Consider the following 23,609-nt stretch of genomic DNA (forward strand, 5'->3'; position numbering starts at 1 on the left):
CGAATAAGGAGTAACTATGTTTACTGCTAGACGTTCGTCTTCCCCACTACTGGTCAGTGCCTTAACTATTGCTACCGTGCTGATCAGTGGCTGCCAGTCTCATTCCGCTACTAAAACCACACCACCGCCCGCCCCTAAACCGCCAACCGTTGCCACGTCTTCGGCAGTTCAGGAAAAAGCGATAGGAGAAGGGTTATATGAGATGGCGCTATTTAGCTCTTCATCGACCTTATATGTCGCGAGCGCCCAAAGCTTTAAAAACGATAACGGTGGCGTACTGTATAAAGTCAATCCTACAACCCTCGCGATTACTGGATTAACCCACACCGATTTAAAAAATTTTGGGGTGGCCAGCCAACCGGATAATGACTTTTTCTACACCACAAACTCGCTAGACGGTACGGTATCGAAAGTGGAAGTGAAGAGCGGCAAAGTAGTGAAACGCTTAGCTCTCAGCAAGAAGAACAGTAAAGGCGAAACGGATGGTGCTCGTGAGTTGCTGTGGGTGGGTAACGAACTCTATGTTGGCGCCGTCGCTAACCCAGGTTATATCAGTGTTATCGATACGCATACCTTCACCGTCAAAACCCGTATTCAGCATGCTGGGAAATGGGTCACTGGCTTACTGTACTCCCCTACGACGCAACGTATTTACGCGGGCAACGGTAGTGGCGAAATCTTAGTAATCAATCCTAAAAACCATCGAATCGAAAAACGTTGGACAACGGGCGAGAGTAAAACGAATCTATTCCTAAACTTTGCTGAAGATCCTGTAACTCATCGACTCTTCGTGACGGATAATTCGCAAGGTAAAGCGACTTATGTGTTTGATGAGCTTTCAGGCAAAGTGATCAAAAAAATCCCGGGTGATAGCCTGGGGATCAAGTTTAATGCACAGCGTAACGAGCTTTACATCAGTCAACGCGAGTCTAAGCAGGTACTGCGCGTCGATGCCACGACTTACGCAGTAAAACAGCAGTGGCGCTTTGCGGGGGCCCCTAATAGCCTGCTGCTGTCTGATGAGGGTAAAACGTTATTTGTGACAGTGAAACAAGAATTGAATAAGGACTATTCCGCTAAAGGTCCCGATAGCCTAGTACGTATCGACCTTTCAGCGCACTAGCGGCCATAAAAAAGGGCGCCTCAGGCGCCCGACTTCTTACATAACCGCGGCCATCGCCGTAGCGACTTTTTCAATATTTTTCTGGTTCAATCCTGCCATACACATTCTTCCACTACCGATCAGATAAACACCAAACTCTTCACGTAAGCGAACGACTTGATCTGGGATCCAGCCACGATAACTGTACATGACTCGTTGACGGGCTCGGTAGCGAGCAATACTATTTTTAATGCGCTGGCAAATGGAATTGAAATACAATTAAAAAGGAGTAATAAATGCCATACAATGAACCGCGAATATATCGGCTGAAAGCAACAGTTGGAAACTGTGGAGCTAATAATTCTACTGACGTTAAAGCAATACAGAAGATGATCATTGGTGCCGGGTATCAGTTATCGACTGGGCGTACTCTTAATATAAATGGTGTGTGCAGTTCACAAACCAATGAAGCGATAGTTTGGTACCAACGCCTTTTAACATTATCTCCAACCGGGCTAATTCATCCCACTGATAGTTTTTTTATTCGTGCGATGGAGAATGCGAATTCTCCAGGATTGAGGGGACAGCCTATCTCTGGTTCTCTGCGAGTAAGCGAGGGACAGATGACATTTGATGCTGAAGGACTTGATTATATTACTGCCATCACGCCTTTTAGGCAGCGATATTATCCGAGCTTTTCTAGAATATTACATTGGCCTTCTAAATTCTCGTCTGGTGTTACTCTCGGTCGGGGCTACGATATGGGAAATCGTACTAGTGGTGAAATCTTTTCAACACTTAGACAGGCGGGTATTGAAGAATACAAAGCTGTTATATGTTCTAAAGCATCTTATCTTAAAGGTCGGCAGGCAGAACAGTTTGTAAGAGTTTATGGAAATCTTATAGGTGAGATCACGCACTCCCAACAGATCAAAATTTTTGAAATGGTATATCGGGAAAAAATAAACTACGCAAAAGGAGTGTACTCAAGAAACTCGCGCCATGTAACGAATGCATTGACTTGGTACCAAATCGATAGAGGGATACATGATGTATTTATCGATACGCTCTATCAGGGTAATAAGTCAGCACCAGAGATGGTAAAGTTAATAGCAAGTGGTGGTAGCCGAATTGATATCATCAATTATCTAGAAAATGATCCAGTTTTAAATAAAGATCAAAGAAGAAATGAAATAAGAATAAGGAGCCTGAATAAATGAGTAATTTTTTTCCTATTTATCTCTTCTGTTCATTATGTTCGGTTTTTACTGTTAATGCTTACGCAAAATCACCCTTCCCCTCTATCGTCGATAATAAGGACGTTACCCTCTGTATAAGAAAATACGGTGATAACAACAGTGAATGTTTGGCTTCTTTGAGTGACATATCAGAAAGAAAATTAACTACCGTTTATCAGGAAAAATTAAATGAAATCTCACATTACGATTATAACCAGTGGTGGATGGGAGAAAGTAAACAAAGAGAGGGGATGAAAGACGCTTTTGTTCGAAGCCAAAAGTTATGGTTGGAATATCGTCAAGACTACTGCAAATCAGCCAGTGCGGGAGCCGAAGGTATTAAAGACTATGGTGCAATAGCGTTAAGTTGTCTTATAAATATGGGAAAAAGGCGCATAGACGAAATCAGAATGCTTCATCCCAATCTCTCCGATGGTTAGCTATAGCTGACACACTAACTCGTCAGTAGGAAACAAAAACTAAATAAGGACTATTCCCTAAACGTCCCGATAGCCTAGTACGTATCGACCTCTCAGCGCACTAGCGGCCATAAAAAAGGGCGCCTCAGGCGCCCGACTTCTTACATAACCGCGGCCATCGCCGTAGCGACTTTTTCAATATTTTGCTGGTTCAACCCTGCCATACACATTCTTCCACTACCGATCAGATAAACACCAAACTCTTCACGTAAGCGAACGACTTGATCTGGGCTTAAACCGGTATAGCTGAACATGCCCCGTTGACGGGTCAAGTAACTGAAATCCTTACCTGGTATTTCCTGCTGTAGCGCGCTGACTAAGGCTTCACGCATCGCTAAAATACGCAGGCGCATCGCTTCAAGCTCGGCTTTCCAATCTGCGAATAATGGCGCATCGGTCAGAATGGTGGCGACAACTTTCGCACCGAAAGCGGGTGGACTAGAGTAGTTACGACGTACCGCTGCTTTGAGTTGCCCTAATACACGATCGGCTTCTTCACTACTGTCACAGGCTACAGACAAGCCGCCAACACGTTCGCCATAGAGCGAGAAAATTTTTGAAAATGAGTTGCTGACGATAACCGGTAAACCTTGCTGGGCAGCTTGACGGATCGCATAACAATCCGCTTCGAGGCCTGCGCCAAAGCCTTGATAGGCGATGTCCATAAAAGGGATCAGCTTACGAGCCTTAAGGAGAGCAATAGTCTCATCCCATTGTGCATCGGTAAGATCCGCACCTGTGGGGTTATGGCAGCACGGGTGGAGCAAGACGATGCTCTGTTCTGGCAGGCTGTTTAGTTTTTCGATGAAGCCGCTAAAATTAACGCCTTGCGTGGCGGTATCGTACCAAGGGTAAGTCTGTACCGGGAATCCAGCGCCATTGAAGATGGCAATATGGTTTTCCCAAGTCGGATCACTGACCCACACTTCAGAATTTGGAAAATAACGTTTTAGGAAATCAGCACCGACTTTTAACGCGCCAGAGCCGCCTAGGGTTTGGATCGTCGCGATTTTACTCGCCTCGATATTCGCCCCGAACAGTAGTTGGCCGACGGCTTTACGATAGTTAGCCAAGCCTTCCATCGGTAGATAAACCGATGCTTCATTGATGGATGATTGTAGACGCGTCTCAGCCTCAGCAACAGCGTTGAGCTGCGGGATAATTCCTTGCTCGGTATAGTAGAGACCTATACTCAGGTTAACTTTTTCGTCACGCGGGTCTTGTTTGAATTTTTCCATTAGCGAGAGGATTGGATCGCCAGCATAAGCATCAACATTCTGAAACACAGTAGATATCTCCATCATGGGGCTAAAATGCAATAAGCGCCGTTAGCAGCGCCCCACTACCATAGTATTAATCGTGCCGAGAAAGAAGGCGTAATCTCGCAAAAAAAGATTTTTCGATAAGAATAAACACTACTCTTCGTCGTAATCTGGACCCGCATAATTATCGAAGCGCGACCATTGACCATTAAAGGTTAAGCGTACCGAGCCGATTGGTCCATTTCGCTGTTTACCGATGATGATTTCTGCAATCCCTTTTAGGTCGCTATTCTCGTGATAGACCTCATCGCGATAGATAAACATAATTAAGTCGGCATCCTGCTCAATCGAGCCTGATTCACGTAAGTCAGAGTTAACGGGCCGTTTATCTGCCCGTTGCTCTAGGGAGCGGTTCAGCTGCGAGAGTGCCACGACAGGCACATTAAGCTCTTTTGCTAACGCCTTGAGCGATCGTGAGATCTCCGCGATCTCTAAGGTTCGATTTTCGGTTAAAGCCGGTACCCGCATTAACTGCAGGTAATCGATCATGATCATGCTCAACCCGTTATTTTCACGGTAGATTCTACGGGCGCGGGAGCGGACTTCAGTGGGCGTTAACCCAGAGGCATCATCGATAAAGATATTCTTCTTCTCTAGTAGAATTCCCATCGTTGCCGAGATACGCGCCCAATCCTCGTCGTCTAGCTGCCCGGTTCTAATTTTCGTTTGATCAACACGGGATAGCGAGGCAAGCATCCGCATCATCAATTGCTCGCTAGGCATCTCTAAGCTGAAGATAAGCACCGGTTTATCTTGTAGCATTGCCGCATTCTCACACAGGTTCATCGCAAAAGTCGTCTTACCCATTGATGGGCGTGCCGCGACAATAATGAGATCGGAACCCTGTAATCCTGCCGTTTTTTTATTGAGATCTTGGTAACCGGTATCGACACCCGTCACCCCATCGTGGGGCGTCGAGACGAGCGCTTCAATACGATTGATCGTAGCCTCGAGAATTTGTTCGATATTCTGTGGGCCTTCATTTTTATTAGCCCGCTTTTCAGCGATCTTAAACACGCTAGATTCCGCAAGATCCAGAAGATCTTCGCTTGAGCGGCCTTGCGGATCGAAGCCAGCATCGGCGATCTCGTTTGCTACGGAGATCATTTCGCGCACTACGGCCCGCTCACGAACGATATCGGCGTAGGCCCCAATGTTGGCGGCGCTTGGCGTGTTCTTCGCGAGTTCTGCGAGATAGGCAAAGCCCCCCGATAACTCAAGCTCACCACGTAGCTCAAGGGATTCCGATAGGGTAATCAGGTCGATCGGCTGTCCCTGTTCGAGCAGTCGGTGCATTTCGGAAAAAATGAGACGGTGGGGACGGCTATAGAAATCCTCCGCAACAACGCGCTCTGAGACGTTATCCCAGCGCTCGTTATCGAGCATCAGTCCGCCTAACACCGACTGTTCTGCTTCCACTGAGTGTGGGGGCATTTTAATCCCTGCCAGCTGTTTATCTTGAGGGGTCGGTTTGTTAGAGGGTTTATTTCCTGCCATAGTATTGATACCAGTCGTCGAAAAGGGGCGCGCCCATTATACGGTTTTCGCGCTAATTGTCGCCCCAAGTCTTGGGGAAAAACCTTACCCTCTCGGAGAACCTTTCTATGGCACACCGCATCGAATTTCGCCAACATGGCGGGCCAGAAGTCTTACGTTGGACGCCTTATACCCAAGCCGCCCCACAAGATAATGAGATTATCGTCCGCCACCATGCTATTGGCCTCAACTATATCGATACTTATGTACGCAGCGGCCTGTACCCAGTTAATCAGTTCCCTTCGGGAGTAGGGACCGAGGCAGCCGGTGAAGTGGTCGCGGTTGGATCGCAAGTAACACGCTTTAAAGTCGGTGATCGGGCGGTCTATTGTCAATCGAGTCTCGGCGCTTACAGCGAATACCATCAGGTCGATCAAACCAAAGCGGTCGTGCTGCCAGAGGCGATTAGTTATGAAATGGCGGCAGCCTCTTTCCTAAAAGGGTTAACCGTTTATTACTTACTGCACCTTACCCACCCGGTACAACGCGATGAGACCCTGTTATTTCATGCCGCCGCAGGCGGTGTTGGATTAATCGCCTGCCAATGGGCACAGGCATTAGGTGCCAAGCTTATCGCCAGCGTCGGGTCAGAAAGTAAAGCAGAGCGGGCACGTACAGCCGGGGCTTGGGCCACGATTAATACTCAGTCAGACGACATCGCTCAACGTGTCGCCGAGCTTACGGACGGAAAGAAAGTTCCGGTGGTTTACGATTCGGTGGGTAAAGCCACTTGGCAAGCTTCACTGGATAGCTTACAACCGCGAGGACTAATGGTGAGCTTTGGTAATGCATCCGGCCCAGTCACGGGGATTGATTTAGCGATACTCAACCAGAAAGGCTCGCTGTTCGTGACTCGCCCTTCACTCAACGGATATATCACTACCCCGCAGCAGCTTGACGACGCTAGCGCGGCTCTTTTCGCGATGATTGCGGCAGGAAAAATTAACGTCGACGTTCCGCCTACACAGCGCTTTGCGCTACGTGATGCGGAGCATGCTCACCGGGCACTGGAGAACCGTAAAACTAGCGGGGCTTGCTTATTAATTCCATAAAAAAGCCTCCCGAAAGGGAGGCGATTTTACTGTAAAAATGTAGGTACAGAGGGCACATGAATACTCAAGCGCTTAGTGCAGATAATCGCAGAAGAATGTGTAGAAAAACTTAACTTAGCTCACACTTTCTCGGTATTGTTGCGAAACTTTTGCTAATGCTGCTTCCAGTACCGTCACATCAGCCCCTGGCTTGTGCGCATTCTCGCTAAGATGACGTCGCCATTGCCGCGAGCCTGGGATGCCTTGAAAGAGGCCTAGCATATGGCGCGTGATATGTCCGAGGTACGTGCCCCGGGCGAGTTCACTGTCGATATAGGGGTACATGGCCTCAACTGCCGCAACACAATCAACGGCCGGCGCAGTGCTACCAAATAATTGACGGTCAACGTCCACCAGCATTCCTGGGTTCTGATAGGCTTCACGTCCTATCATTACGCCGTCAAGATGAGTCAAATGCTGTTCGGCCTGTTCAAGAGTCTTGATGCCGCCGTTTAGCGCTAGCGTCAGCTGCGGAAAATCCTGCTTTAACTGATAGACTCGCGGATAATCGAGCGGCGGGATTTCGCGGTTCTGTTTCGGGCTTAATCCGGATAACCATGCTTTACGAGCATGGATCACGAAGGTATCGCACCCTCCCCGTTCAGCAACCGTGCCAATAAAATCGCAGAGAAACTCGTAACTGTCTTGTTCATCAATACCGATGCGCGTTTTTACCGTGACGGGGATTGAGACAACATCCTTCATTGCTTTTATACAGTCGGCGACCAGTGCCGCATCGGCCATTAAACAGGCGCCGAAGCGTCCATTCTGTACACGGTCAGAAGGACAACCTACGTTCAGGTTAATTTCGTCGTATCCACGTGCTTGAGCGAGACGCGCCGCATGAGCCAGGTCGTGGGGATCGCTTCCGCCAAGCTGTAAGCTGACGGGATGTTCTTGTTCGCTATAAGCTAAGTAATCGCCTTTTCCATGGATAATGGCGCCCGTCGTGACCATCTCTGTATACAGCAACGTATGTTGCGTAAGTTGACGTAAAAAATAGCGACAGTGCCGATCGGTCCAATCCAACATCGGCGCAACAGAGAAGCGATTGGCGATGTGGGGAACAGTAGTCTTGCTTGAAGGTAGAACTTGGGGGCTATGATTATCTAACATTTTTTTCTTTAGAACCGTCGTATTACTGGTGAGTTCCCCAGCAATGCCGATGCTTGATGAGGTGCGATATGGATATACATGAAAACCTCATCACTATAACACATAATTACTCCGGTTAAGCCGAACACCCCACTTCCCTGTAGGGTATGAACGGCAAGTAAGAGGAGTTATTTTCTCCAGTCTTTGTTCTGCTGCGCTTTAATAATTTCGATGAATTCCGCTGGGAATACATTGCTGAACTTAGCGTCATTATCGATAATCACCTCGCACATTCCGGTAATATCCTGCTACGCCTCGACCTGAAATAGATCGAAGGTAAGATCGGCATGACTGATATGATTTACCTTTAGCGACTGTCAGAGCATGTTTCGATGCACAATAGACGCCCGCCCTATCAGGTCTTATCGATTCCCCTCAACGGGGACCAATTTGTATTCGCAACAATTTTGTATGAGAAGACTTTAGTCATCTCTGTCGTCACAAACAAAGTCTCCTCAAATTGCCTACGCAATATATTGCTTAGCCGAGTTCACAGTGCATGTTCTGCGCTTCGTAAGAGAAATGTGTTAGAATCTACTCAATAAATTAAATGATTGAGGCGTTTTATGCAGCCAGACTCTGCTAAGAAAATAATCGCTGATGCTGAAAAATTGTGTATTCAGCGCGGGGTTCGTTTAACCGCACAACGTGCGGAAGTCCTACGACTCATGATCGAGCATCCACACGCCATTAGCGCTTACGATCTACTCGATAAGTTACGTATCAGCGAACCTCAAGCCAAGCCCCCGACCGTTTACCGAGCGCTAGACTTTCTGCTGGAACAGGCCTTTATCCATCGTGTCGAATCGAATAATAGTTATGTCGTTTGCCCTCACTTTGACCACCCCTCACATACGTCAATGCTTTTAGTCTGTGACCAGTGTGCGTCCGTGACAGAAAGACCTGCGGAAGGTATGGAGAAATGGATTGTTGAGCAGTCGACGGCTTCTGGATTTACGCTGCGCCACAGCATTATCGAAGCTCATGGCTTGTGTCAGCAATGCACAGCAATATTAGCGTGTGACGATCAAGATCATTGCCATCACGATCATCAGAACGTTGTTGAACCTAAACGTAAAGCTGGCCGCGCCTAACTTAGCGGCTTAGATCAAACCAGCTATCGTTACGCAGGTGCATCAACCATCTATAACCTAATGTTATCCCGCGTAAGGTTAAGAAAACCATTAACGCTAACCATAGGCCATGGTTACCAAGTACTGGTACGGTGAACAGCGTTAGCCCAAAACCGATGGCTGCAATTAACATACTGTTCCTCATCTCCCTACCACGCGTCGCCCCGACAAATAGGCCATCGAGTAGATAACACCCCACCCCGACGAGCGGACAAATTACTTGCCAGATTAGGTAGTGACCGGACTCCTGTTGTAGAGAAGGTAGTGAGGTCAAAAGATCGATAATAGTATTGCCTAAGCAGGCATAAATACCACTAAACAACAGAGCAACCACCGCGGCTTGCTTACAGGCCGCGTACCAGATAGCGCGTAATGACGCCATATTCCTCGCGCCAAAAGCCTCTCCCGATACCGATTCGACCGCATAAGCGAACCCGTCTAAGGCATACGAGGTGAATGTCATGAACATGAGGAGAAGCGCGTTAACGGCAACGATATGTGTCCCTAACCGTGCCCCGATAATCGTGAAGCTGATTAGACAGAGTTGCAGGAATAACGAACGCAAAAGGATATCGCGATTAAGTCGGAAAACCCGCATCAGTCCTTGGCCTAACTGGATACCCTTCGGCATCAGGCTAAGATTACGCTGCTGCGCTGCTCGCCATACCAAATAGAGACCTAAGCAGAGACTGAAGTATTCTGAAATAACGGTCGCCCAAGCGGCTCCGCTCACCGCATAGTGCCAATGCAATACGAACAGTAATTCCAAAACGATATTAACGACGTTGCCGCCGATAAGCAGGATTAGTGGCGCTTTAGCGTACTGTATGCCTAACAGCCAACCTAGGAGCACCATATTAGCCAAGGTCGCCGGTGCACTTAACCAACGTATTGAGAGGAAGAGATGGGCCTGTTGTCGCGCCTCATTGGCGCTACCCATAAGTTTAAGAATCAGTTCGGTGATGGGAAGGTGGAATAACGCAAAAAGTGTTCCGATGACAAGAGAAAGCAGTAACGGCTGGAATAGTGCCTCGATTAATTGATTAGCGTTCTTTGCACCCCACGCCTGTGCAGTAAGGCCTGTCGTTCCCATCCGCAAAAATAGGAACAACATAAAGACAAAGCTGGTTACGCTGCTACCTATCGCCACACCGGCCAAAAAAACTTCGTGACTCAAATGGCCGATAACCGCGGTATCAACGAGTCCAAGTAGAGGCACCGAGATATTCGAGAGGATCATCGGAACCGCGAGGCGCCAGAGTTTTTTATCCGTTGCCGTCAATACTTGCCACATAGTTCCCCAGCTATAGCCACTCGCCATTACGGATGATCCCGACGGCCAAGCCTTCAACCATTAGGCTTTGTTGACGTGTATCCACGATGATTGGGTCAAAATCGCTATTTTCTGGAAGGAGCTGCACGGTATTGCCATCTTTTTTCCAACGCTTAACGGTGACTTCGTCATCAATACGCGCGACGACGACTTGCCCATTGCGTACTTCCTGTGTTTTATGTACCGCGAGGAGATCGCCATCCATAATACCGATATCTTTCATCGACATTCCGCTAACACGTAACAAAAAATCGGCATTAGGCTTAAACAGCGAGGGATCAACCTGGAAATGACTTTCGATATGCTCTTGCGCAAGGATCGGTTCGCCGGCGGCGACGCGGCCGATCAATGGTAAGCCTTCTACCTGTGGCTCTTCAAGCAACAAACGTAGCCCCCGGGAAGCCCCCGAGACAATTTCGATAACCCCTTTACGGGCCAAGGCTTTTAAGTGCTCTTCTGCCGCATTAGGCGAGCGGAAACCGAGTTGCGCGGCAATTTCGGCGCGGGTCGGCGGCATGCCAGTCTGATTAATATGATCACGAATCAGGTCATAAACCTGCTGCTGCCTAGTTGTTAACGCTTTCATCCGACCCCCTGGTTGTTTATACAGTCTCTGTGAGTATATACAGGTATTTTATAAATAGAAACCGACTATAACGATAATTTGCTCGAGGTTATGGGAAATAGTGGTGCCAACTCTCGACTAATAGCGCTATCCACACGACTAACGACCATAACAGTGCGAGCAGCACCGCTGCCGAGCCCATATCCTTGGCACGGCCAGAGAGCGTATGCCACTCGCCGCCAAAACGATCTACCACAGCCTCGATGGCACTATTAAGCAGTTCAACAACGATGACCGTAATCATCGACCCGATGAGAACCAGTTTTGCGAGCAGAGACACTGGCAGGAATAGCGCAATGATAGTACCCAGTAGAGCTAGCAACGTTTCTTGTCGAAAAGCCGCCTCATTTAGCCAAGCCGCTTTATATCCCTTCCATGAATAACCCGCTGCATTCACGATACGACGCCATCCGGTAACTTGGTTAGACATTAATCCTCTTCTCCTTTTATTACTACGAGACTGCCCGATATTACATTTTTACTGGACAGATCTTCCTATCCGTTTCTGTTATGATGATTGCGCTTTGCTCATTTAAGAGGCTATGAATTTATTTATGTCAGGTTGGCGTGATTTACTTTATAAAGTATTAAACTTACCCCTTTCTTTTGTTGTGAAAAGCCGGGTAATTCCTGGAGATCCCGTCACAGAATTGGGTCTCGATTCAACGCGTCCTATTATGTACGTTTTCCCCTATGATTCCAAAACGGATCTGCTCGCGCTGCGCACCCAGTGTTTGAAGCATGACCTTCCCGATCCGTTGATCCCTGTCGAAATTGATGGCGCCGTATTGCCGCGTTATGTTTTTATGCATGATGGGCCACGTGTTTTCCCTTCTTTTACGCCAAATCAAGAATCAGTAAAAATCTTTCATGACTATCTTGATTTACACAAAAATAACCCTGCACTAGACGTACAACTAGTCCCAGTATCAGTCATGTTTGGCCGTGCGCCTGCGCGTGAGATTAATGGAGAGCCAGGGCCTTCTTTGCGCGAATTGAATGGGTTACAAAAACTATTTGCGGTGTTGTGGTTAGGCCGGGATAGTTTTGTACGCTTCTCAGCGAAAGTGTCGATGCGCCAGATGGCCGACGAACATGGTACTGATAAGTCGATTGCGCAGAAGCTCGCTCGGGTTGCCCATATTCATTTTTCTCGGCAACGTCTTGCTGCAGTCGGGCCAAGTCTGCCCGCTCGCCAGCAACTCTTTACTAAGCTTCTACAGTCTCCAGCCATCGCAAAAGCGGTCGAAGATGAAGCACGCGCTAAAAAAATCTCCCATGATGAAGCGCAAAAAAATGCCGTTGAGATGATGGAGGAGATCGCTGCCGACTTTACTTATGAAGCGATCCGTATCACCGATCGCGTAATGAGCTGGCTGTGGAGTCGCCTCTACAAAGGGATCACCGTCAACGGTGGTGAACGCGTTCGCCAACTTGCTCAGGATGGTCACGAGTTAGTGTATGTCCCTTGTCATCGAAGTCATATGGATTACCTGCTCCTGTCCTACGTGCTCTATCATCAAGGCTTAGTACCGCCGCATATCGCAGCAGGTATTAACCTTAATTTTTGGCCAGCAGGCCCCATCTTCCGCCACCTCGGCGCCTTCTTTATTCGTCGAACGTTTAAGGGAAATAAACTCTATTCCACCGTATTCCGTGAATACTTAGGAGAGTTATTTAGTCGCGGCTATTCGGTCGAATATTTTGTCGAAGGTGGCCGTTCGCGGACAGGCCGCTTGCTTGATCCGAAAACCGGCACCTTGACCATGACGCTACAGGCGATGTTGCGTGGGACCAACCGTCCAATCACCTTAGTGCCGATCTACATCGGTTACGAACACGTGATGGAAGTCGCCACCTACGCTAAAGAGCTGAGAGGCGCGGCCAAAGAGAAAGAAGGCTTCGTACAGATGATTCGCGGGCTACGTAAACTGCGTAATCTTGGTGAAGGCTTCGTTAACTTTGGTGAGCCACTACCGCTCAACGCTTATCTTAATCAACATGTCCCTGAGTGGCGTAACGATATCGATCCGATTGAAGTACAACGTCCAACTTGGCTCACCCCTGCAGTCAATGATATTGCAGAGAAGGTAATGACACGTATTAATAATGCGGGGGCTGCGAATGCGATGAACCTGTGCGTAACGGCCTTATTAGCCTCTCGCCAACGCTCTCTAACTCGTGAGCAGCTACTGACTCAGCTCACCTGTTACAGCGAGCTACTTCGTAACGTTCCTTATTCTACCGAGTCGACGCTGCCGGATATGACGCCTCAGGCGTTATTGGATCACGCTATCGATATGAACAAGTTCTCGTTAGAGCAAGATACACTTGGTGAGATCGTGGTGTTGCCGCGTGAGCAAGCGGTATTGATGACGTATTATCGTAATAATATCCATCACTTGCTGGTACTGCCTTCATTGTTGGCAAGCATCATCCTGCAGCATAAATCGCTGGAGTACGGTGAGCTTATCAAGCAGGTACAGCTTATTTATCCGATGCTAAAGCGTGAGCTATTCCTACATTGGGATAAAGACCAGCTTGAGCCAACGATCAAGTTACTACTCGAAGAACTTTGTCGCCAAGAGCTTATTACCGAGAATCAAGGCGTACTCACGGCAACCGCTACCCAGCAGTACCGAACGCTACAATTGCTTGCGGCCGGTGTTCGAGAAACCTTACAGCGTTATGCCATAACCTTCACGATCCTCAGCGCCAAACCGACGATTAACCGTGGGACTCTCGAAAAAGAGAGCCGTACTCTCGCTCAGCGATTATCGGTATTACACGGGATTAATGCCCCTGAGTTCTTCGATAAAGCTGTCTTCACTGGATTAGTATTAACGCTACGTGATGAAGGCTATATCAGTGATCGCGATGATGCGAATAGCGAGAAATCGTCGACTATGCGTAATCTGCTCCTGAACTTGATGAATCGAGATGTCAGACAAACCATCGAAAATGCTGATAACTTGCTGCCAGATAAAAGCGAAAACTAGAGTATAAAAAAGGCGACCCTGTGGTCGCCTTTTTCTTATCGTTATGTTACATCAGGTTAATAAACGGCAAGCTATTCAAAATCACGCCCGCGAAGATAACCAATCCCACATAGTTATTATTAAGGAAAGCCTGAAAGCAAGCTCCTCGCTCACGCTGATAGGTCAGTTTCTGTTGCCATACAAAAAGAATTGCCGCCACCACCAAACTGCCATAATAGAACGTATTTAAGTGTAGCGTTCTGCCGACTAATACCAGTAGAAATAAGGTTAAGAACTGTAAGAAACCAATGATCGTGCGGTCGTGTTGGCCAAAGAGAATTGCCGTCGACTTTACACCGATTTTCAGATCATCATTCCGATCCACCATCGCATATTGGGTATCGTAGGCCACGGTCCAGCATATATTAGCGAAGAAGAGTAACCAACAAACACCGGGAAGCGTTTCAGTGACCGCCGCCCAAGACATCGGTATCGCCCAACCAAAAGCTGCCCCCAGCACTACCTGCGGTAGATGCGTGTAGCGCTTCATAAATGGGTAGATTGATGCAAGCAGTACCGCTACGACAGAGAGTAGAATCGTCATACGATTCATGGTTAATACTAAGAGAAAAGAACAGATAACTAAGGCTAGAAAAAGAATTTTCGCCTCTTTCGCACTGACTCGGCCACTGGCTAACGGGCGATTTTTAGTTCTTTCAACATGTCCATCGATATTCCGATCGGCGTAGTCATTGATGACGCAGCCCGCCGCACGCATAAAAATCACCCCTAAGGTGAAGACGATAAGCACAGACAACGGCGGAAATGCCATACCTGACAGCCACAAAGCCCAAAAAGTCGGCCAAAGTAAAAGAAGTGTACCAATCGGCTTATCTAAGCGCATTAATTGCAGATAAGCGTTTATTTTTGATGTGTTTGCAGGGTGCACGGTGAAGATCCTTCTGCCAGTGGCGGATAAAGTGGTGATGCAGGTAAAAATATTTCTGTAAGTAATAACGGCTTTTCGGCCAAGCGAAGTAAAGACCGCCTTGCCCATAAACCGTCCATGATGCCTGGTAATAGATAGTCGCGGCTTAAGGATGACGATTGAAAGAGATAGTGCCCAAGAGGTCGAGTTCCTAGGGTCATTAGTGCTGCTTCCGGCCCCTGTAGACTTGCCTCGGGAATGAGGGTCCTTCCGGCTAACCAAGGCTCGCCATCAGCGATCAGCTGGACTTCTCTTAACCAAAAGCGTTGCGTCCCTTCGCTATCGCCTAATGCATTGCGCTCATCGATGGAAAGGCGTTGTGCCGTAACAAATCCTTCATCCACCAAAGTCACCTTTAATTGCTGACAATGTGCCTCTAATCGCGCCGTCATCGACGTCTCATCCACCAGCCACGAATAGACGTCCACCGGGCAGTCTACTGCCGCTAGGGAGCGAAATCGTTGGGTTAGTAATGTCTCAACCAGAGGGTGATGCATGATACGATTCCGTATTAACCTAGGAGATAAGCCCAATCATAACAGAGTGCCTTGCAATCTTCTGCAAGGGTATGGGGTCTTCGTGCTATTCACGCTTTAACCGACGACTATTGGCTAACCAGAGCGTGACCACTAAAACCAAGATGGCCGCCGAATAGATTAAGGTATCTAAAGGGTCTTTATGATCAACAATGATTAGTCGCACAATCGCAGTAATACCAATGTAGATAAAATAACGTAGTGGGAAGTGATAGCCAGATTGGAAATATTTGATAATTAAAGCAATAAATTCAAAGTAGAGAAAATAGATCACAATACCTTCAATCAATAGAAAAGCAGATTGCTCCTCGCCCCGATGAAAAAGTACCGTGACAAGATTATAGGTTTCTTTGCCTAAGAAGACCGCAAGAATAGCGGCTAGGACAATTAGCCCGATATTGAGTACCCATTGCAAGATGTTAGCAATCATTCGCGGGATCTTAGGGGTAACGGCTTGATCGTTCATTATTTTTTCTCAGTATACTAGGGGTAGGATCTCAGAATAATAATGCTTTAATGTGACAAAGATCTCAATGAATACTCTTTTTTATCATCATAAAAAACCCCCGATAGTCGGTTTTGCAACTATCGGGGGTCGCTTCATTACTCGCCATTCTTGTTACGAGTTTAACTCTTAGCGCCAGGATTTATATTGATTGATCAATCCGTTGGTCGAGCTATCGTGTGACGCAATTTTATCGTCAGCTTTTAACTCAGGTAAAATTCGATTTGCTAGCTGTTTACCTAACTCAACGCCCCACTGATCGAAGGTGAAGATATTAAGTATTGCCCCTTGAGTGAAAATCTTATGCTCATACATCGCAATTAGGGCACCGAGGCTGTATGGCGTAATTTCCTTCAATAGGATGGAGTTAGTCGGACGATTCCCTTCAAATACTTTGAATGGGACGATATGAGCGACCTCTTGAGCTGATTTTCCTGCCTCGGTAAATTCTTTCTCCACCGCCTCTTTCGATTTCCCAAAGGCTAATGCCTCAGTCTGTGCGAAGAAATTAGATAATAATTTGTCGTGATGATCGCTAAGTGGATTATGGGTAACCGCTGGCGCGATAAAGTCGCACGGGATCATCTTAGTCCCTTGGTGGATCAGCTGGTAAAAGGCGTGTTGCCCATTAGTGCCTGGCTCTCCCCAAATGATGGGACCCGTCTGATAGTCAACTGGCTGCCCGTTGCGATCAACATATTTGCCATTCGATTCCATGTTGCCTTGTTGGAAATAGGCGGCGAAACGGTGCATATATTGGTCGTAAGGGAGAATAGCTTCTGTTTCTGCACCAAAAAAGTTGTTATACCATAAGCCAATTAACGCTAAGGTCACCGGTAAGTTATCTTTGGCTGGCGTCTTAACGAAATAATTATCCATCGCATGAGCGCCAGATAACAGTTGTTCGAAGTTTTCAAACCCAATCGAAAGCGCGATTGAAAGACCGATAGCGGACCATAAAGAATAACGTCCGCCCACCCAATCCCAAAATTCGAACATATTTTCGGTATCGATTCCGAACTCACTTACTGCAGAACCGTTAGTCGAGAGTGCCGCGAAGTGTTTGGCAACATGTTGCTCATCACCGGCAGTGGCTAGGAACCAATCACGTGCACTATGGGCATTGGTCATGGTCTCCTGGGTGGTAAATGTCTTCGAAGCGACCAAAAAGAGCGTCGTCTCAGGGTTGAGTGGCTTGAGTGTCTCAGCGATGTGGGTGCCATCAACATTGGAAACAAAGTGCATAGCAAGGTGGTTTTTATAAGGCTTCAGCGCTTCGGTAACCATGTAAGGCCCCAAGTCTGAACCACCGATGCCAATATTAACGACATCTGTAATCGCCTTACCGGTGTAGCCCTTCCATTCTCCACTGATGATGCGCGTAGAGAACTGTTTCATTTTCTCTAATACTGCATTAACTTCCGGCATCACATCTTTGCCATCAACCTTGATTGGCGTATTGCTGCGATTACGCAGCGCGGTGTGGAGGACAGCACGATCTTCGGTACGGTTGATTTTTTCACCGGCAAACATAGCGTTGATGGCACCAGAGAGATCGCACTCTTCCGCTAAGGCCAGTAGTTTGTCTAAAGTCTCTTGAGTAATACGGTTTTTAGAGTAGTCGACTAAGATTTTGTCTTCGAAGGTAGTTGAAAAACGTGAAAAACGTTGCGGGTCTTGAGCAAAAAGCGTAGCAATATCCGTTTCATTAATAGTTTGAAAATGCTGTTCTAAGGCTTTCCATGCGGCTGTTTGTGTAGGGTTAATATTTTTCATAACAACACTCTTAGTTAGTGAATAAACTGTCGACAGACTCACAGGGTAGCTGTGAGGAGTAGTCCTTAACCGATAAATAGGCTGTGATTTAATACTCTAGTGCAACCTGTTCCCATCTTGACCGAAAATGCACAGGTTGACCATACTCTTGTCCCGTTAAGACTTGCTAATGATCATCTACTCTAGAACTTCCGTCGCAATGAGATTTGCTAGGAGATGCTATTTGATTGCGGATGGATACCTTATCCTCGAGGTTATACTAAAACTTTACTAATAAATCTCGCCGATAAACGATTTAGCGTTGACAGTACCGGTATTCCACGATATTTCTACTTAACAGCGTATTAACGCTGTATCAGAAGAGGCGCATCACCCAGGCAGTATGTCAGAGAATCCGTGTTCGACGACGGCATATCAGGGGGAGTGATGCCGAGACGTTAAACATACGGTATGTTTATCTGTCGGCTACAGGGGCTGAATCCCTTGAGCTGTCACCAATATGACGTAAGGTGGGGGGCTTCTGAGTCGAAAGCAGGCATGCTATATCGTCACCCCTCACTTAAAAATGAATTATCTTTTATTATTTTTTGAATCGAGGGTGTTAAGTATGTCCCAATCCACATTCATTGTGGCAAAGTTCGGTGGTACGAGTGTTGCTGATTTCGACGCAATGTCCCGCAGTGCCGATATTGTTCTTCGTCATCCTGACGTCAAACTCGTGGTCTTATCAGCCTCTGCCGGTATTACTAACCTTCTTGTTGAGCTTTCTTCAGGTCAAGAAACTGCTCGACGTGCCTATCTGCTCGACGAAGTACGCCGTATTCAGTATGCCATCGTTGATAAATTACGTAGCGCTGCTGTGGTCCGCGATGAGATAGACCGCATCCTCGAAAGTATTACCACATTATCTGAAGCAGCCTCGTTAGCGACCTCTTTAGCACTCACTGACGAACTCGTGAGCCATGGCGAGCTAATGTCGACACTTCTGTTCACTGAGCTTATCCGTGAAAGAAACGTCGCCGTGCAGTGGTTTGATATACGTAAAGTTATGCGTACCAGTGACCGTTTCGGGAGTGCAGAACCGGACTTACAACGATTAGGCGAGCTCTCGACCCAATATCTCGCTCCGCTATTGAACGATAACTTAGTGATCACCCAAGGGTTCATTGGCTGTGAGGGTAAGGGAAGAACGACGACACTCGGTCGTGGCGGCAGTGATTATACTGCAGCGTTATTGGGTGAGTCCTTGCAGGCGAGCCGTATTGATATTTGGACGGATGTCCCGGGTATTTTCTCTACCGACCCTAGAGTCGTGGCGACAGCAAAACGTATTGCTGAAATTTCATTTGAAGAGGCGGCTGAAATGGCGACTTTCGGCGCTAAAGTCCTCCATCCCGCAACGCTTCTGCCCGCAGTACGCAATAATATTCCGGTATTCGTGGGGTCGAGTAAAGCACCTGACGATGGTGGGACCTTTGTTTATCCAGAAACTAACGAGAAACCCTTATTCAGAGCCTTAACTTTACGTCGACGCCAAACCCTGTTAACGCTTCACAGTCTGAAAATGTTACATGCGCGCGGATTCTTGGCAGAAGTTTTTGCTGTGCTCGCCCGTCATAATATTTCTGTAGACTTGATTACCACATCGGAAGTCAGTATCGCCCTCACCTTAGATACGACAGATACTAGTGGTCAGGCTCGAGGATTATTAACTCAAGCCTTACTGACAGAACTGTCAGCGTTATGTCGGGTAGAAGTGGAAGAGGATTTATCGCTCGTTGCTTTGATTGGTAATCAGCTCTCACAATCACCAGGGGTCGGAAAAGAGGTGTTTGGCGTGTTATCACCCTTTAATCTGCGGTTAATCTGCTACGGGGCGAGTGAGCATAATCTTTGTTTCTTATTACCAAGTAAAGACGCCGAAGCCGCTGTACAAACGTTACATCGACATCTGTTCGAATAAGGATTATCAGTGATATTAGCCATGGTGACTCGGTTGTTTCCGTTATGGGCAATCGCATTATCTGCGGTCGCCTATTGGCGACCGTCAGGTTTTACCGAAATAGGCCCTTGGGTCAGCGAACTTTTAATGCTGATTATGTTTGGGATGGGTGTAACGTTAAGTTTCGACGACTTCCGTCGGGTATTGACGCGGCCTGCACCCGTTTTGGCTGGAACCTTTCTACACTACCTTGTTATGCCCGCGGCCGCATACGGGCTCGCTAAAATAATGCATATGCCCGCCGATCTAGCGGCAGGAATGATATTGGTCGGTAGTGTAGCCAGCGGTACTGCGTCAAATGTGATGATTTATCTAGCAAAGGGGGATGTGGCCCTTTCGGTGACGATATCTTCTGTCTCGGCATTAGTCGGGGTGGTAGCAACCCCACTATTAACACGGTTTTATGTCGACACCCAGATTCAAGTCGATATTGTCGGCATGTTGTGGAGTATCGTAAAGATCGTGCTGATCCCTATCAGCCTCGGATTAATTGTGCATCATTGCTGTAAAAAATTCGTTGACCGGATTGAGCCTTATTTACCCACCCTTTCAATGGTCGCTATTTTATTGATTATTGGTGCGGTAGTGGCCGGCAGCCAAAGCTTTATCGCGAGTGTAGGAGTAACCGTAATTGTTGCCGTAATACTACATAATGCAATCGGTCTGATGGCGGGCTATTGGGGAGGGAAACTGTTTGGCTTTGAGGAGTCGGTTTGCCGCACGCTTGCGCTCGAAGTAGGGATGCAAAACTCTGGACTCGCCGCAACCTTAGGTAAGCTTTATTTCTCACCTTTGGCTGCACTTCCTGGCGCGCTTTTCTCGGTCTGGCATAATATTTCCGGCTCATTATTGTCCGGTTATTGGTCAGGCAAGAAAACGTCTTAAGTACTGTGTAGGCTCGACCACTTTTGCTGTCGAGCCTGCACTTTATTCCTCTTCCACCTCACGCTGATCCAGTACACCGTACGCCACGGAGCAATATAGAGAATTTAGTCTTTTCATCTCGCCCAACAATCCCAAATGTAGAGAACTGGTTTCGAGACTCTGTTTATTTTGATGCGACAATCGCTCAACATGGGTCAATGAATAACGCTGTGTTAGCCGACGGAAACGATGCTTAGAACGGCGCAACCGCCGTGCTGCATCCAGATCACGAGCGATAAAAACTGAGAGACTAAGGTGTAAATTCTCCAGTAGATTATCGTATAAGGTTTTTAGCTCTTCTAAACCTTCGGTGGAAAAGGGTTTTTGCTTAGCCAATGATTTTGCTGCGATATCCACCGTCATCGTCTCAAGAATATCCCCTGCTTGCTCCAAGTTAACCGCCGTATTAAAAATTTCCGCCCAACGTTCAGATTCTTGCTCTTGAAGCTCTTCTCTGGGAATTTGCGCGAGATAGAGTTTAATCCCGGTATATAAGGCATCGACTTGGTCGTCATAGCGGGTAACCACTTTCTCTTCGCCTTGCTGTCCCTGAAAAGCCCGTTTCAGGCTTACCATCATCTTTTCAATGATATCCCCCATACGCAGGGTTTCTCTGGCGGCATTGACCAGCGCTAAGGAAGGCGTATCGAGTGCGGCACGATCCAAATACCTTGTTGTGAATTTTTCTGATTCGTTATTGGCCGCCGGGATCCAGCGCTGACATAAATATGCCATTTTCTCTGTTAGGGGGAGTAATAGCAGGCATCGTACCAGGTTATAAAAAACGTGGAATAATATGACTAAATCCGCGCTCGACACGGTTAACTTATCAAGTTGATGTGCAAAAACACCAATAAAAGGCAATACCACTGCAGCGCCCATTAGCTTGAAGAGTAAGCTTCCCAGCGCAACTTGCTTACTTTCAACACTTGCCTTGCCACTATTTAATAGCGCTAGAATGCCACTACCAATATTTGCGCCAACAACCAAACACAGAGCAACTTTTAGCGCAATAACATCTGTCGCGGTAAGCGTTGCAGTAATCAGGACCGCAGCTAGGCTGGAGTAACTGACCATCGCAAAGAATGCACCAACCAGTGCATCCAACACTATATCCCCGGTCAGTGATGAGAATAGAACCTGAACTCCGGCGGCGTGAGTAATAGGACGAGAGGCTTCAACAATCAACTGTAGAGCAAGAAGGATCAAACCAAGGCCAATACACGTGTGGCCAATTTGCCCCACTCGAGTCTGTTTACGGCTAATAAACAGCATAACACCGATAAAGATAAATAATGGCGATAACCAGGAGAGGTCGTAGGTTAATACGCGAGCCATTAGCGCGGTACCAACATCCGCACCCAGGATCACCGTTAGCGCGGGCGTTAGCGTCATCAGATTCTGGGCAACAAAGGACGTCACCAACAACGTTGTCGCATTACTGCTCTGTACTAGAGCGGTAACCCCTATCCCCGCCAAGAAGGCGAAGGGCTTTTTTTCTACGCTGCGGCTTAGTACACGTCGTAAGTCTGCACCAAATACACGCATTATTCCCGAGCGTACAATCTGAGTGCCCCATACTAACAGGGCTATTGCCGCCAATAGATTGAGTAATATAAGCATTTCGTCCCACTTTATCGTTACTATTATGCGTAACAGCCTAGACGAAAATTATAATCAAACAACCTTTTAGAACGACACATATCATCCCGTTATTCTAAAGTGGGATTCATTTCTCGTAGGTCAAATGGCGTGATTTGGTAGACATAATAATTGAGCCAGTTAGCGAAGAGTAAGTGTCCATGACTTCTCCACGTCGCTTTAGGCTTATTCGCCGGGTTATTATCTGGGAAATAGTTATCAGGTAAGATAGGGGATAATCCCGCTTCAGTGTCACGAATAAATTCTGCGGCCAAGGTATGCGCATCATATTCAGGATGGCCGGTAACTAATACTAATCTTTTATCCCGTGAGGCCATGAGATAAGCCCCTGCTTGCTCAGAGCTGGCTAAGATATCTAAATCAGTATGCGCTTCAATCATCTCGACTGGAAAGGCGGCATAGCGAGAGTGTGGGGCAAGAAAAGTTTCATCGAAACCGCGAGTCAGCAAAGCATGAGGCTCTAAATTCTGATGATCATAAACCCCAGATATCTTCTCTTCCAACGTTTGTTTAGGCACATCATAAAGAATGTTTAACGCTGCTTGTACCGCCCAACATACACAAAGTGTTGATGTAACATGCTTTTTTGCCCAGCTTAAGACTTCACTGATCTGTGGCCAATAGGCGACATCATCGAAATCGACGAGACCGAGCGGAGCACCGGTCACAATTAAGCCATCGTAATTTTCATCTTTGATATCATCGAAATTACGGTAAAAGGCATTGAGATGTTCCGTTGGCGTATTACGCGACTCTCGATTATCAATGCGTAGAAGCTGGATATCCAGTTGCAGAGGAGAATTGGATAATAAGCGTAAGAATTGGTTTTCCGTTTCAATCTTTTTGGGCATCAGGTTAAGGATCAGTACCTTCAATGGGCGAATATTTTGGAGATGCGCACGCGTATCGGTCATGACGAAAACGTTTTCATTACGCAAAAAATTCACCGCAGGTAGTTCATCGGGTACTTTAATCGGCATAGCCTTTATTCCTCAATCTCTTTTTAGACGTCCAGATAGCCAATATATCGCGGGGAAGATAGGGTGTCGAGTAATGGAAGGGTTAGGTGAAATAATTTCAGCTTTAGTTAGTTTAAAAATTGCAAAGCAAAAAGGCCACCGGTTAAGGTGGCCTCTTTTAAAAGGATCCTGGCAGTTCCCTACTCTCGCATGGGGAGACCCCACACTACCATCGGCGCTACGGCGTTTCACTTCTGAGTTCGGC

Annotated in this window: 20 protein-coding genes, 1 rRNA gene, 1 pseudogene and 1 riboswitch; of the genes and pseudogenes, 8 read left to right on the forward strand and 14 right to left on the reverse strand. The window is 47.2% G+C overall.

Annotation, left to right across the window (positions count from 1 at the left end; all coding sequences use genetic code 11):
• The first annotated feature begins 16 nt into the window (after positions 1–16).
• A complete protein-coding gene (locus tag HGT70_RS09270) occupies positions 17–1,123 on the forward strand; it encodes a YncE family protein (protein ID WP_214195667.1) in 1,107 nt (368 codons plus the stop codon).
• Between the two features lie 36 nt (positions 1,124–1,159).
• On the opposite strand, the pseudogene HGT70_RS09275 reads toward HGT70_RS09270, so the two are convergent.
• Positions 1,160–1,333 (reverse strand): annotated as a pseudogene (locus tag HGT70_RS09275) (aminotransferase class I/II-fold pyridoxal phosphate-dependent enzyme); the annotation flags it as partial.
• A gap of 65 nt (positions 1,334–1,398) precedes the next feature.
• On the opposite strand from HGT70_RS09275, the gene HGT70_RS09280 reads away from it, so the two are divergent.
• Together HGT70_RS09280 and HGT70_RS09285 are read left to right on the forward strand one after the other, a co-directional pair.
• Entirely contained in the window at positions 1,399–2,322 is a 924-nt protein-coding gene (locus HGT70_RS09280) for a peptidoglycan-binding protein (RefSeq protein ID WP_214195669.1), read from the forward strand.
• Complete coding sequence (locus HGT70_RS09285; RefSeq protein WP_214195670.1) at positions 2,319–2,780, forward strand: lysozyme inhibitor LprI family protein; 462 nt, start codon at positions 2,319–2,321, stop codon at positions 2,778–2,780. The genes HGT70_RS09280 and HGT70_RS09285 overlap by 4 nt, the downstream gene beginning before the upstream one ends.
• Positions 2,781–2,920: 140 nt before the next feature.
• Here HGT70_RS09285 and HGT70_RS09290 read toward each other — a convergent pair whose 3' ends face one another.
• Positions 2,921–4,105, reverse strand: a complete 1,185-nt coding sequence (locus HGT70_RS09290) for an amino acid aminotransferase (RefSeq protein WP_071432404.1) — start codon at positions 4,103–4,105, stop codon at positions 2,921–2,923.
• Positions 4,106–4,234: 129 nt separating this feature from the next.
• Positions 4,235–5,638, reverse strand: a complete 1,404-nt coding sequence (gene dnaB, locus HGT70_RS09295) for a replicative DNA helicase (protein WP_071432406.1) — start codon at positions 5,636–5,638, stop codon at positions 4,235–4,237.
• Positions 5,639–5,745: 107 nt separating this feature from the next.
• On the opposite strand from dnaB, the gene HGT70_RS09300 reads away from it, so the two are divergent.
• Positions 5,746–6,729 carry an NADPH:quinone reductase gene (locus HGT70_RS09300; RefSeq protein WP_214195671.1) on the forward strand — a complete coding sequence of 328 codons (984 nt, stop codon included), beginning with the start codon at positions 5,746–5,748 and terminating at the stop codon, positions 6,727–6,729.
• 114 nt (positions 6,730–6,843) lie between these two features.
• On the opposite strand, the gene dusA is transcribed toward HGT70_RS09300, so the two are convergent.
• Complete coding sequence (gene dusA / locus HGT70_RS09305) at positions 6,844–7,884, reverse strand: tRNA dihydrouridine(20/20a) synthase DusA (RefSeq protein WP_214195672.1); 1,041 nt, start codon at positions 7,882–7,884, stop codon at positions 6,844–6,846.
• 605 nt (positions 7,885–8,489) lie between these two features.
• On the opposite strand from dusA, the gene zur reads away from it, so the two are divergent.
• Positions 8,490–9,017 (forward strand): zinc uptake transcriptional repressor Zur, encoded by a 528-nt coding sequence (gene zur / locus HGT70_RS09310; RefSeq protein WP_071432412.1) that lies wholly within the window; start codon positions 8,490–8,492, stop codon positions 9,015–9,017.
• Between the two features lies 1 nt (position 9,018).
• Here the strand turns inward: zur and dinF are convergent, their stop codons facing one another.
• The 3 genes from dinF to HGT70_RS09325 form a co-directional block, all read right to left on the reverse strand.
• Positions 9,019–10,377, reverse strand: a complete 1,359-nt coding sequence (dinF, locus tag HGT70_RS09315) for an MATE family efflux transporter DinF (protein WP_244968883.1) — start codon at positions 10,375–10,377, stop codon at positions 9,019–9,021.
• Entirely contained in the window at positions 10,361–10,975 is a 615-nt protein-coding gene (lexA, locus tag HGT70_RS09320; protein ID WP_071432414.1) for a transcriptional repressor LexA, read from the reverse strand. The genes dinF and lexA overlap by 17 nt, the downstream gene beginning before the upstream one ends.
• 88 nt (positions 10,976–11,063) lie before the next feature.
• Positions 11,064–11,444, reverse strand: coding sequence for a diacylglycerol kinase (locus tag HGT70_RS09325; protein WP_214195673.1), 381 nt, complete (start codon positions 11,442–11,444; stop codon positions 11,064–11,066).
• A 124-nt stretch (positions 11,445–11,568) separates the two neighbouring features.
• Here HGT70_RS09325 and plsB point away from each other — a divergent pair, with 124 nt between their 5' ends.
• Positions 11,569–14,013 carry a glycerol-3-phosphate 1-O-acyltransferase PlsB gene (plsB, locus tag HGT70_RS09330; RefSeq protein ID WP_214195674.1) on the forward strand — a complete coding sequence of 815 codons (2,445 nt, stop codon included), beginning with the start codon at positions 11,569–11,571 and terminating at the stop codon, positions 14,011–14,013.
• Positions 14,014–14,059: 46 nt separating this feature from the next.
• On the opposite strand, the gene ubiA is transcribed toward plsB, so the two are convergent.
• The 4 genes from ubiA to pgi all read right to left on the reverse strand — a co-directional run bounded on the left by ubiA (position 14,060) and on the right by pgi (position 17,797).
• Positions 14,060–14,941, reverse strand: a complete 882-nt coding sequence (ubiA, locus tag HGT70_RS09335; protein WP_198363466.1) for a 4-hydroxybenzoate octaprenyltransferase — start codon at positions 14,939–14,941, stop codon at positions 14,060–14,062.
• Positions 14,914–15,477 carry a chorismate lyase gene (gene ubiC, locus HGT70_RS09340; RefSeq protein ID WP_071432418.1) on the reverse strand — a complete coding sequence of 188 codons (564 nt, stop codon included), beginning with the start codon at positions 15,475–15,477 and terminating at the stop codon, positions 14,914–14,916. Before ubiC ends, ubiA begins: the two co-directional genes overlap by 28 nt.
• Positions 15,478–15,562: 85 nt before the next feature.
• A complete protein-coding gene (gene psiE, locus HGT70_RS09345) occupies positions 15,563–15,982 on the reverse strand; it encodes a phosphate-starvation-inducible protein PsiE (RefSeq protein WP_071432420.1) in 420 nt (139 codons plus the stop codon).
• A gap of 168 nt (positions 15,983–16,150) precedes the next feature.
• Positions 16,151–17,797 carry a glucose-6-phosphate isomerase gene (gene pgi / locus HGT70_RS09350; protein WP_071432422.1) on the reverse strand — a complete coding sequence of 549 codons (1,647 nt, stop codon included), beginning with the start codon at positions 17,795–17,797 and terminating at the stop codon, positions 16,151–16,153.
• A 351-nt stretch (positions 17,798–18,148) separates the two neighbouring features.
• Positions 18,149–18,325, forward strand: a riboswitch (Lysine riboswitch).
• 79 nt (positions 18,326–18,404) lie between these two features.
• On the opposite strand from pgi, the gene lysC reads away from it, so the two are divergent.
• Both lysC and panS read left to right on the forward strand, forming a co-directional pair.
• Positions 18,405–19,760 carry a lysine-sensitive aspartokinase 3 gene (gene lysC / locus HGT70_RS09355; RefSeq protein ID WP_071432424.1) on the forward strand — a complete coding sequence of 452 codons (1,356 nt, stop codon included), beginning with the start codon at positions 18,405–18,407 and terminating at the stop codon, positions 19,758–19,760.
• 12 nt (positions 19,761–19,772) lie between these two features.
• Entirely contained in the window at positions 19,773–20,684 is a 912-nt protein-coding gene (gene panS / locus HGT70_RS09360) for a ketopantoate/pantoate/pantothenate transporter PanS (protein ID WP_214195691.1), read from the forward strand.
• A 42-nt stretch (positions 20,685–20,726) separates the two neighbouring features.
• Here the strand turns inward: panS and HGT70_RS09365 are convergent, their stop codons facing one another.
• From HGT70_RS09365 to rrf, 3 genes are all read right to left on the reverse strand, one after another.
• On the reverse strand, positions 20,727–22,346 hold the full coding sequence (locus HGT70_RS09365) for a Na/Pi cotransporter family protein (RefSeq protein WP_071432426.1): 1,620 nt from the start codon (positions 22,344–22,346) through the stop codon (positions 20,727–20,729).
• Between the two features lie 89 nt (positions 22,347–22,435).
• The gene (metA, locus tag HGT70_RS09370) at positions 22,436–23,365 is read right to left on the reverse strand and encodes a homoserine O-acetyltransferase MetA (RefSeq protein ID WP_071432428.1); all 930 of its coding nucleotides are present in this window, start codon (positions 23,363–23,365) and stop codon (positions 22,436–22,438) included.
• A 166-nt stretch (positions 23,366–23,531) separates the two neighbouring features.
• Positions 23,532–23,609, reverse strand: a 5S ribosomal RNA gene (rrf, locus tag HGT70_RS16860); the annotation flags it as partial.

This window comes from Rosenbergiella collisarenosi (genome assembly GCF_018494085.1).
Taxonomy (GTDB): domain Bacteria; phylum Pseudomonadota; class Gammaproteobacteria; order Enterobacterales; family Enterobacteriaceae; genus Rosenbergiella; species Rosenbergiella collisarenosi.

Coding starts and splice junctions, on each gene's coding strand:
- HGT70_RS09270 (WP_214195667.1), top strand. CDS start 17: ATGTTTACTGCTAGACGTTCGTCTTCCCCACTACTGGTCAGTGCCTTA.
- HGT70_RS09280 (WP_214195669.1), top strand. CDS start 1,399: ATGCCATACAATGAACCGCGAATATATCGGCTGAAAGCAACAGTTGGA.
- HGT70_RS09285 (WP_214195670.1), top strand. CDS start 2,319: ATGAGTAATTTTTTTCCTATTTATCTCTTCTGTTCATTATGTTCGGTT.
- dnaB (WP_071432406.1), bottom strand. CDS start 5,638: ATGGCAGGAAATAAACCCTCTAACAAACCGACCCCTCAAGATAAACAG.
- HGT70_RS09300 (WP_214195671.1), top strand. CDS start 5,746: ATGGCACACCGCATCGAATTTCGCCAACATGGCGGGCCAGAAGTCTTA.
- dusA (WP_214195672.1), bottom strand. CDS start 7,884: ATGTTAGATAATCATAGCCCCCAAGTTCTACCTTCAAGCAAGACTACT.
- zur (WP_071432412.1), top strand. CDS start 8,490: ATGCAGCCAGACTCTGCTAAGAAAATAATCGCTGATGCTGAAAAATTG.
- dinF (WP_244968883.1), bottom strand. CDS start 10,377: ATGGCGAGTGGCTATAGCTGGGGAACTATGTGGCAAGTATTGACGGCA.
- lexA (WP_071432414.1), bottom strand. CDS start 10,975: ATGAAAGCGTTAACAACTAGGCAGCAGCAGGTTTATGACCTGATTCGT.
- HGT70_RS09325 (WP_214195673.1), bottom strand. CDS start 11,444: ATGTCTAACCAAGTTACCGGATGGCGTCGTATCGTGAATGCAGCGGGT.
- plsB (WP_214195674.1), top strand. CDS start 11,569: ATGTCAGGTTGGCGTGATTTACTTTATAAAGTATTAAACTTACCCCTT.
- ubiC (WP_071432418.1), bottom strand. CDS start 15,477: ATGCATCACCCTCTGGTTGAGACATTACTAACCCAACGATTTCGCTCC.
- psiE (WP_071432420.1), bottom strand. CDS start 15,982: ATGAACGATCAAGCCGTTACCCCTAAGATCCCGCGAATGATTGCTAAC.
- pgi (WP_071432422.1), bottom strand. CDS start 17,797: ATGAAAAATATTAACCCTACACAAACAGCCGCATGGAAAGCCTTAGAA.
- lysC (WP_071432424.1), top strand. CDS start 18,405: ATGTCCCAATCCACATTCATTGTGGCAAAGTTCGGTGGTACGAGTGTT.
- HGT70_RS09365 (WP_071432426.1), bottom strand. CDS start 22,346: ATGCTTATATTACTCAATCTATTGGCGGCAATAGCCCTGTTAGTATGG.
- metA (WP_071432428.1), bottom strand. CDS start 23,365: ATGCCGATTAAAGTACCCGATGAACTACCTGCGGTGAATTTTTTGCGT.